The organism is Streptomyces sp. NPDC057543 (genome assembly GCF_042801895.1).
Taxonomy (GTDB): Bacteria; Actinomycetota; Actinomycetes; order Streptomycetales; family Streptomycetaceae; genus Streptomyces.
Genome location: NZ_JBHVFF010000327.1, coordinates 1 through 8,861, shown reverse-complemented (window position 1 = coordinate 8,861; position 8,861 = coordinate 1). Strand labels below are relative to the sequence as shown.

7 protein-coding genes are annotated in these 8,861 nt (G+C 69.7%); all 7 read right to left on the bottom strand.

Annotated features, from left to right (window positions below; all coding sequences use genetic code 11):
* Window positions 1-185: 185 nt before the first annotated feature.
* The 7 genes from pstB to ACFU8Q_RS35610 all read right to left on the bottom strand — a co-directional run bounded on the left by pstB (window position 186) and on the right by ACFU8Q_RS35610 (window position 8,582).
* A complete protein-coding gene (gene pstB, locus ACFU8Q_RS35640) occupies window positions 186-962 on the bottom strand; it encodes a phosphate ABC transporter ATP-binding protein PstB (protein ID WP_384462522.1) in 777 nt (258 codons plus the stop codon).
* A 28-nt stretch (window positions 963-990) separates the two neighbouring features.
* Complete coding sequence (gene pstA, locus ACFU8Q_RS35635; protein ID WP_384462519.1) at window positions 991-2,076, bottom strand: phosphate ABC transporter permease PstA; 1,086 nt, start codon at window positions 2,074-2,076, stop codon at window positions 991-993.
* Complete coding sequence (gene pstC / locus ACFU8Q_RS35630) at window positions 2,073-3,068, bottom strand: phosphate ABC transporter permease subunit PstC (protein ID WP_384462516.1); 996 nt, start codon at window positions 3,066-3,068, stop codon at window positions 2,073-2,075. Before pstC ends, pstA begins: the two co-directional genes overlap by 4 nt.
* Window positions 3,069-3,284: 216 nt before the next feature.
* Window positions 3,285-4,424 (bottom strand): phosphate ABC transporter substrate-binding protein PstS, encoded by a 1,140-nt coding sequence (gene pstS / locus ACFU8Q_RS35625; RefSeq protein ID WP_384462513.1) that lies wholly within the window; start codon window positions 4,422-4,424, stop codon window positions 3,285-3,287.
* Window positions 4,425-4,854: 430 nt separating this feature from the next.
* Complete coding sequence (locus ACFU8Q_RS35620) at window positions 4,855-5,301, bottom strand: NUDIX hydrolase (RefSeq protein WP_384462511.1); 447 nt, start codon at window positions 5,299-5,301, stop codon at window positions 4,855-4,857.
* A gap of 34 nt (window positions 5,302-5,335) precedes the next feature.
* Complete coding sequence (locus tag ACFU8Q_RS35615) at window positions 5,336-6,340, bottom strand: CHAD domain-containing protein (protein ID WP_384462508.1); 1,005 nt, start codon at window positions 6,338-6,340, stop codon at window positions 5,336-5,338.
* Complete coding sequence (locus ACFU8Q_RS35610) at window positions 6,327-8,582, bottom strand: RNA degradosome polyphosphate kinase (protein ID WP_384462506.1); 2,256 nt, start codon at window positions 8,580-8,582, stop codon at window positions 6,327-6,329. The genes ACFU8Q_RS35615 and ACFU8Q_RS35610 overlap by 14 nt, the downstream gene beginning before the upstream one ends.
* Between the last annotated feature and the right edge of the window lie 279 nt (window positions 8,583-8,861).

Sequence of the window (8,861 nt, the reverse complement as noted above, 5' to 3'; positions counted from 1 at the left end):
CCCCCACTCCATATGCGGGAGTGGGGGCGGCCCCTTCGCCTTGCGGTGGCACCGCCATGCAGCACCCCAAGGCCGTCTGGGGACGAGGCCGGTTCGCCGGAGGGGTGAGGCGGTTCGCCGGTGGAAACCCACCACCGGGCGTAACCACCCACTCCCAGGCCCACGTCAGCCCCGTTGCCGGGTGACTATCCGAAGCGTCCCGAGATGTAGTCCTCGGTGGCCTGGACGGACGGGTTGGAGAAGATGCGCTCCGTCTCGTCGATCTCCACGAGCTTGCCGGGCTTGCCGACCGCCGCGAGGTTGAAGAACGCCGTGCGGTCCGAGACGCGGGCCGCCTGCTGCATGTTGTGCGTCACGATGACGATCGTGAAGCGCTCCTTCAGCTCGCCGATCAGGTCCTCGATGGCGAGGGTGGAGATCGGGTCCAGGGCGGAGCACGGCTCGTCCATCAGCAGCACGTCGGGCTCGACGGCGATCGCGCGGGCGATGCACAGGCGCTGCTGCTGGCCGCCGGACAGACCGGAGCCGGGCTTGTTCAGCCGGTCCTTCACCTCGTTCCAGAGGTTGGCACCGCGCAGGGACTTCTCGACGATGTCCGACAGCTGGTTCTTCTTGTAAGAGCCGTTCAGCCTGAGGCCCGCCGCGACGTTGTCGAAGATCGACATGGTCGGGAACGGGTTCGGCCGCTGGAAGACCATGCCGACCGTGCGGCGCACGGTGACCGGGTCGACGTTCGGCCCGTACAGGTTCTCGTCGTCCAGCAGCACCTTGCCCTCGACGCGGCCGCCGGGGGTGACCTCGTGCATGCGGTTCAGGGTGCGCAGGAAGGTGGACTTGCCGCAGCCGGACGGGCCGATGAAGGCGGTCACGGAGCGGGGCTCCACGGTCATCGAGATGTCCTCGATGGCGAGGTGGGAGCCGTAGTAGGCGGACAGGCCGCTGACGTCGATGCGCTTGGCCATCTGAATCACTGCTTCTTTCGTGCCGCGGTCAGCGGCCGGTCTTCGGGGCCTTCCAGCGGGCGATGCCGCGGGCCACCAGATTGAGGATCATGACGAAGGCGATCAGGACCAGAGCGGCGGCCCAGGCACGGTCGTACGACTGATCGGTGCCGACCTTGTACTGCTCCCAGATGTAGAAGGGGAGCGAGGACTGCGCGCCTTGGAAGGGGTTGGCGTTGATCATCTGGCTGCCGAAGACCAGCAGCATGATCGGCGCCGTCTCACCGGCGATGCGGGCGATCGCGAGCATCACACCGGTGGTGATGCCGCCGATCGCGGTCGGGAGGACCACCTTCAGGATGGTGCGCCACTTCGGGACGCCGAGCGCGAGCGATGCCTCGCGAAGCTCGTTCGGGACGAGCTTGAGCATCTCCTCCGTGGAGCGGACCACGACCGGGATCATCAGGATCGTGAGCGCCAGCGCGCCCATCAGACCGGACGGGTCGGTCTTCGTCATCAGCATGATCGAGAGGATGAAGAGACCGGCGACGATGGACGGGATGCCCGTCATGACGTCGACGAAGAAGGTCACGGTCTTCGCCAGGGCACCCTTGCCGTACTCCACCAGGTAGACGGCGGTCAGCATGCCGATGGGGGCGGAGATCAGAGTGGCGATGCCGACCTGCTCCAGCGTGCCGATCAGTGCGTGATAGACACCGCCGGTCGGCTCGGAGCCGAGCACGCCGGCCATCGAGTGGGTCAGGAAGTACCCGTCCAGGCGCTCCGCGCCCCGGCTGATCGTCGTCCACAGGAGCGAGGCGAGCGGCACGACGGCCAGCAGGAAGCACACCCAGACGATGCTGGTGGCGAGCCGGTCCTTGGCCTGGCGCTGGTTCTCGACGACCGTCGTCGTGACGTACGAGATGACGACGAAGAGCAGGGCGGAGAACAGCCCCCACTGGGTGTGGCTGCGCCAGCCCGCCGCCGCGCCGATGCCCACGCCCAGCGCGAGGGCGATGGCCGCGAAGCCGAAGGGGGCCCAGCGGGGAAGGGCGCGGCTGCTGAGGCTCGTCCCGCCTGCGGGCGCCGTCGGGGTGGGGCGTTCCTGGATGCCGGTGTTGGCTGCCTGGCTCATGCGTTGGCCCCCGAGTACTCCTTGCGGCGGGCGATGATGAGCCGGGCCGCGCCGTTGACCAGCAGGGTGAGGACGAAGAGGACGAGGCCGGAGGCGATCAGGGCGTCCCGCCCGAACTGGTCGGCCTCGTCGAACTTCGCGGCGATGTTCTGGGCGAACGTTCCGCCGCCCGGATTGAGCAGATGCCCGGAGATGATGAAGCTCGGCGACAGGACCGTGGCGACGGCCATCGTCTCGCCGAGCGCCCGGCCCAGGCCCAGCATCGACGCGGAGATCACGCCGGAGCGGCCGAAGGGGAGCACCGAGAGACGGATGACCTCCCAGCGGGTGGCGCCGAGGGCGAGGGCGGCCTCCTCGTTCGTCCTCGGGACCTGGAGGAAGACTTCGCGGCTGACACTGGTCACGATCGGCAGGATCATGATCGCGAGCAGGATGCCGACGGTGAAGAGCGAGCGGGCGACGCCGACCTCGGTCTTCTCGAAGAGGTACGTCCAGCCGAAGAACTGGTCGAGCCAGAGGTTCAGGCCCTCCAGGTACGGGACGAGGAAGAGGGCGCCCCAGATGCCGTACACGATGCTCGGCACGGCGGCGAGCAGATCGACGACGTACGCGAGGGGCGCGGCCAGCTTGCGCGGCGCGTAGTGCGAGATGAACAGCGCGATGCCGACAGCGACCGGGACGGCGATGGCCATCGCGATGATCGAGCTGACGACCGTGCCGAAGAGGAGGACCGCGATGCCGAAGACCGGCGGATTGCCGGCCGGGTTCCAGTCGAAGGTGGTGAAGAAGTTGCCCTGGTCCTTGGAGACGGCGAGCGCGGCGCGGTAGGTGAGGAACACGGCGATCGACGCCATGATCACGAGCAGCAGGATGCCCGAGCCCCTGGAGAGGCCCAGGAAGACCTTGTCGCCCGCGCGCCCGGTCCTGGGCCTGGCGCGCTTGTGCACCACCGGTGGCGGCGGTGGCGTGTCTATCGGTGTGGTGGAAGCCATGGTCTTTCCGGTCTGTGTGGGGGAGCGGCGTGGCTCCCCTGGCGGCGGTGCACCGGATGGGTGGTTGCGGGCCGGCCCGGAGGGGTGCGCCGGACCGGCCCGCTTTGTGACGCGGATGTTGCTGGTGTTACTGGTGTTGCTTGTGGTGGTGACGGTGGTGCTTACGTGCTTCGGGCTGCGTGCCCCCCGGCCACGCGGCCCGGTCCAGCGTCCCGGTTACGAGAGGGAGGCGATGGTCTCGCGGACCTTGCTGTTGATCTCGGCCGGGATCGGCGCGTAACCGGCCTCGGTGAGGAGCTTCTGGCCCTCGTCACTGGCGGTGTAGTTCAGGAAGGACTTGACCGTGGGCAGGGTCTCCGCCTTGTTGCCCGTGTCGCAGACGACCTCGTACGTCACCAGGACGATCGGGTAGGCGCCCTCGGCCTTGGTGGTGTAGTCGAGGTCGAGCGCCAGGTCCTTGCCGGTGCCCTTGATCTTGGCGGCGGCGATGGCCTTGGAGGCGTTCTCCGGGGTGGCCTTGACCGGGGTGGAGCCACCGGTGTTGATGTCGACGGTGGAGATCGACTGCGAGGTGGCGTAGCTGAGCTCGAAGTAGCCGATCGCGCCGTCTACCTGCTTCACCTGGGCGGCGACACCGGAGGAGTTGGACGCGGCCTGGCCACCGGGGGCCGGCCACTTCTTCTCGGCCTCGTACTTCCAGTCCTTCGGGGCGGCGGCGCCCAGGTACTTGCCGAGGTTCTGGGTGGTGCCGGAGTCCTCGGAGCGGTGGAAGGGCTGGATGGCCTTGTCCGGAAGCTTGACTCCGCTGTTGAGCTTGGCGATCGCCGGGTCGTTCCACTTCTTGATCTTGGTGTCGAAGATCTTGGCGAGGGTGGGGGCGTCCAGCGTGAGGTTGTCGACGCCTTCCAGGTGGTAGCCGATGGCGATCGGTCCGCCGACCATCGGGAGGTCGATGCCCTGGCCGCCCTTGCAGATCTTCTTCGAGTCGGCGACCTCTTCGGGCTTCAGCGCCGAGTCGGAACCGGCGAAGCCGACCGTGCCCTGGTTGAAGGCGATGATGCCCTCACCGGAGGAGGACGACTTGTAGTTGATCTCGACGCCCGAGCAGCCGGCCATGTAGTTCTTGGCCCAGAGGTCCATGGCGTTCTTCTGCGCGCTGGAGCCGGAGGCGAGCAGCTGGCCCTTGGCGTCGTCGCACTTGATGTTCGACGCGGCGCTCGTCTTGCTGCCGTTGCCGCCGGTGGTCCCCTCGCCGCTGTTGTTGTCCGAACCGCACGCCGTGAGGACCAGGGCGCCGGAGACGGCGAGGGCACCGAGCGCGGTGGCACGAAGCCGGTTCTTGCGCTGAAGCTTCACTTTCGGGTGTTCCTTCCAGGAGCCGCCGAGGTGTCTTCGTTCTACGACGGCGTGCGTTGTGGTGGGTGCTCCGGCATTGGCGCCGTGCACCGTGCACCGCCGAAGTTACGCAGTACAGGTGAAGCGGTTTACGGGGGCGGGTGAACGGAAGGTGAACCGTGCTGGGCGGTGCGGTTCTGCTGCGCAGGTTCGGCGAGGGCCAGGGTCTTTCGTTCGGATCAGGCCGGATCAGGGAGCGGCCCGCCGCGGAGTGGCCGATGTCACCGTGGTGTCGTGCATCGCAAGGTGGAGGAGGGAGTCATGGCGGAGGCGCTGGGGTCTCCCCTGCTCGAGCGGAGCCGAGAGCTCGGGGAAGACTGAGGACGACGCGGCGAGGTGCGGCGCCGGGGCACGCGAGCCCGGCGTGATCCGAACGAGATGCCCCAGGTCCTCAATCGCCCGACGGGCTCGATGGTGTGCCCGGTGGGCAGGCGAGCAGGGCGTCCAGCACGTCCCGGTCGTGGGGCCGGGTGAGGAGGGTCCGGGCCGCCGCCGGGGAGAGCCAGCTCACCCGGTCCACCTCCGCGTTCGGCACGAAGGCGCCGCCGGTCGCCTCGGCCGCCCAGTAGGCGACCTCCTTGGGACGCCCGTTCACGGCGTACCGGATCGTGGGGAGCGCGGCGCCGGGCGCGCAGTGGTGGCCGGTCTCCTCCAGCACCTCGCGCCGGGCGCAGTCCAGCGCGGACTCGCCGCGCTTCAGCTTGCCCTTCGGATGCGACCAGTCGTCGTAGCGAGGCCTGTGGACCAGGCAGACCTCCAGCTCGCCGGAGTACGCGGCCCGGCGCCACAGCACACACCCCGCGGCGAGCACGGGACCCGGGGCGGGCTCGCCGCTCATGGTGCGATCACCGTCCGGTTCGCGTATGTCCTGTTCATGGTGCGATCACCGCCGCGTTCGTGTACGGCCAGCTCTCCCGGAACCCGTTGCGCGCCGCCTCCACCGCGTGCCGCTGATCGGCGTGGAGCACCCCCAGGGCGTACGCGGTCGCGGGCGCGATCCGGGGCGTGCGGGCCGCCGATGCCGCCGCCGCGGCCGCCTCCGCCGCGTCCCGGTGCAGATCGAGGGCGTGCCCCGGCACGGCCAGGACCGGATCGGAGGCGCCCCGTACCACCTCGTGGGCGTACCGGTGCAGGCGCAGCAGCAGCCGGGTCCGGTGCCAGGGCGCGTCCTGCGCCTCGTTGTACGGCTCGACCGCCTTGTCCGACGGGAGCGCGGCCACCGCGCCGAGCAGCTGTTGTTCGGCCCGGTCGGCGGGGTCGTGCAGCATCTCCTCGGCCGGAGCCGTGGCTGCCGAGGCGAGCGGGACCTCGGAGGCGAGCAGCGCGACCGCGTCGGCCACCGCGTGGAAGCGGGAGGAGCCGAGCGCCTGGAGCGCCGCCGAGTGGGCGCGGGTCCGGGCGAGGGTCAGCTGCCGTTCCAGCAGCGCGCCGGCCCGGGCCGCGCCGACGCCGAGGACGGCGCGCTCCTTGTCACCGGCGGAACCGGTACCGGACCCCGATGCCGTGCGGGCGGCGGGCAGCGAGGTGCCGGACAGGTTGTGCAGCGCTTCGAGGAGCCGGTTCAGCCGCGTCGCGTAGGCGTGTTCCCGGGCCAGGGTGCCGGAGAGCCAGGCCAGTTCGGCGCGGAGCTGCTCGGCCCAGGCCGTGTCCAGGGCCGCCCGGAAGGTGTGCAGCGTGCCGCCGATCCGGCGGGACGAGCGGCGCAGCGCACCGGCGGCCTCCTCGGCGGCGTGGCTCCCGGCGTCCGTGGGGGTGCTGTTCTCGCGGTGCAGGCGCAGGCTGCGCAGGAATTCGGCGGCCTGTTCCTGGAGGTAGGGCGCGAGTACCGCCCCTGCCGTAAGGTCCGCCTGCGTCGTCTGGTGGTCATGGCGTCGCACGCCGGCGCCTCCGGGCGTCAATGAGCATTTCCTGTACGTGCCGCAGCGGTTGGCCGTCCGTGTCCGTGGCGTGCCGGGTCCAGTTCCCGTCGGGACCGAGGTGCCAGGAGGAGGTGGTGTCGGCCATACCGGTCTCCAGGAGACGGTTGAGCGCGGCGCGATGGGCGGGGTCGGTGACCCGGACCAGTGCTTCGATCCGGCGGTCGAGGTTGCGGTGCATCATGTCGGCGCTGCCGAACCACACTTCGGGTTCGCCGCCGTTGCCGAACGCGAAGACCCGGGAGTGTTCGAGGAAGCGGCCCAGTATCGAGCGGACCCGGACGTTCTCGGAGAGGCCCGGGACGCCGGGGCGGATCGCGCAGATGCCGCGTACCCAGATGTCCACCGGCACGCCTGCCATCGCGGCCCGGTAGCAGGCGTCGACGATCGCCTCGTCGACCATCGAGTTGACCTTGATGCGGACGTAGGCGGCCCGCCCGGCCCGCTGGTGCGTGATCTCCTTGTTGATCCGGGCGATCAGCCCGTCGCGCAGGGACTTCGGGGCGACCAGGAGGCGGCGGTAGGTCTCGCGGCGGGAGTAGCCGGAGAGCCGGTTGAAGAGGTCGGAGAGGTCCGCGCCGACCTGTGGGTCGGCGGTCAGCAGGCCGAGGTCCTCGTACAGCCGGGCCGTCTTGGGGTGGTAGTTGCCGGTGCCGACGTGCGAGTAGCGGCGCAGCGTGTCGCCCTCCTGGCGGACGACGAGCGAGAGCTTGCAGTGGGTCTTGAGGCCGACGAGGCCGTAGACCACATGGCAGCCGGACTCCTCCAGCTTGCGCGCCCACTTGATGTTGGCCTGCTCGTCGAAGCGGGCCTTGATCTCGACGAGTACGAGGACCTGCTTGCCGGATTCGGCGGCGTCGACCAGGGCTTCCACTATCGGGGATTCGCCCGAAGTCCGGTACAGGGTCTGCTTGATGGCGAGTACGTCGGGGTCGGAGGCGGCCTGCTCCAGGAACGCCTGCACGGAGGTGGAGAACGAGTCGTACGGGTGGTGCAGGAGCACGTCGCGTTCGCGCAGCGCGGCGAAGATGTCGGGCGCGGCGGCGGATTCGACCTCCGCGAGATCGCGATGGGTGCCCGCGATGAACTTGGGGTACTTCAGCTCGGGTCGGTCCAGGGACGCTATGCCGAAGAGCCCGGTGAGGTCGAGCGGTCCGGGCAGCGGGTAGACCTCGGCGTCGGACACCTTGAGCTCGCGTACCAGCAGGTCCAGCACGTACGGGTCGATCGACTCCTCGACCTCCAGGCGGACCGGCGGGCCGAAGCGGCGCCGCATGAGCTCCTTCTCCAGGGCCTGGAGGAGGTTCTCGGCGTCGTCCTCCTCGACCTCCAGGTCCTCGTTCCTGGTGACCCGGAACGTGTGGTGGGCGAGGACCTCCATGCCCGGGAAGAGCTCTTCGAGGTGGGCGGCGATGACATCCTCTATGGGCACGTACCGCTGCGGCGACGCCTCCAGGAAGCGGGTCAGCAGCGGCGGCACCTTGACCCGGGCGAAGTGGCGGTGGCCGCTGACCGGGTTGCGTACGACGACGGCGAGGTTGAGCGAGAGGCCGGAGATGTACGGGAAGGGGTGCGCCGGGTCGACGGCGAGGGGGGTCAGCACGGGGAAGACGCGCTGCCGGAAGAAGGTGAACAGGCGGGCCTGCTCCTTCTCGGTCAGTTCGGGCCAGCGGATCAGCTGGATGCCCTCGTCGGACAGGGCAGGGGCGACGTCCTGCTGGTAGCAGGCGGCGTGCCGGGCCATGAGCTCGCGCGAGCGGGTCCAGATCAGGTCGAGGACTTCGCGGGGCTGGAGCCCGGAGGCGGAGCGGGTGGCGACCCCGGTGGCGATACGGCGCTTCAGCCCGGCCACCCGGACCATGAAGAACTCGTCCAGGTTGGAGGCGAAGATGGCGAGGAAATTAGCCCGTTCGAGGAGGGGGGTCGCCGGATCTTCGGCCAGTTCGAGCACTCGTTCGTTGAATGCGAGCCAACTGCGTTCCCGGTCCAGGAAACGGCCGTGCGGCAGTTCGTCGCCGTCGACGTCGGGTTCGTACGCGTCGACGTCGGCGTCGATGTCGGGATCGAGGTCGGCCCGGGTGGACAGCGCGGCGCCGTTGGTCGCCGCGGCGGCGACGGCGCGCGGCCGCTGCGCGGCGAGCGAGCCGACGGACGGCTGTACGGGTGACTGGGCCGGGACCTCGGAGCTGGGCTGCTGGCTCATGAACCCATTCTTCCGCGTCAGGGGCTCCGAGGGCGCGCCGGAGGCTACGGAGATCGCGGGAAACGCGCGGTCCGTGGGGTTGGCACTGCCACCGTCTCCACGGCCCTTGTCGTCTCCACCGGGGTCTCTCCCGTTGCGGGGGGTCGGCACGACTGGCTGCATCCTGAGAGGGTCGCAAGCCCTTCTGAATGGCCGGTAACGGCGACATGACGTACAGGAAGCGGTGTGCGGGTGCGCGGACCGGTGGTACGGGCCGTGTGCGGGCCCCCGGCGGGGGCC

Bases quoted from the DNA above. Each gene is read 5' to 3' on its own strand.
- pstA (WP_384462519.1), bottom strand. From the start codon at position 2,076: ATGAGCCAGGCAGCCAACACCGGCATCCAGGAACGCCCCACCCCGACG.
- ACFU8Q_RS35610 (WP_384462506.1), bottom strand. From the start codon at position 8,582: ATGAGCCAGCAGCCCAGCTCCGAGGTCCCGGCCCAGTCACCCGTACAG.
- pstB (WP_384462522.1), bottom strand. From the start codon at position 962: ATGGCCAAGCGCATCGACGTCAGCGGCCTGTCCGCCTACTACGGCTCC.
- pstC (WP_384462516.1), bottom strand. From the start codon at position 3,068: ATGGCTTCCACCACACCGATAGACACGCCACCGCCGCCACCGGTGGTG.
- ACFU8Q_RS35620 (WP_384462511.1), bottom strand. From the start codon at position 5,301: ATGAGCGGCGAGCCCGCCCCGGGTCCCGTGCTCGCCGCGGGGTGTGTG.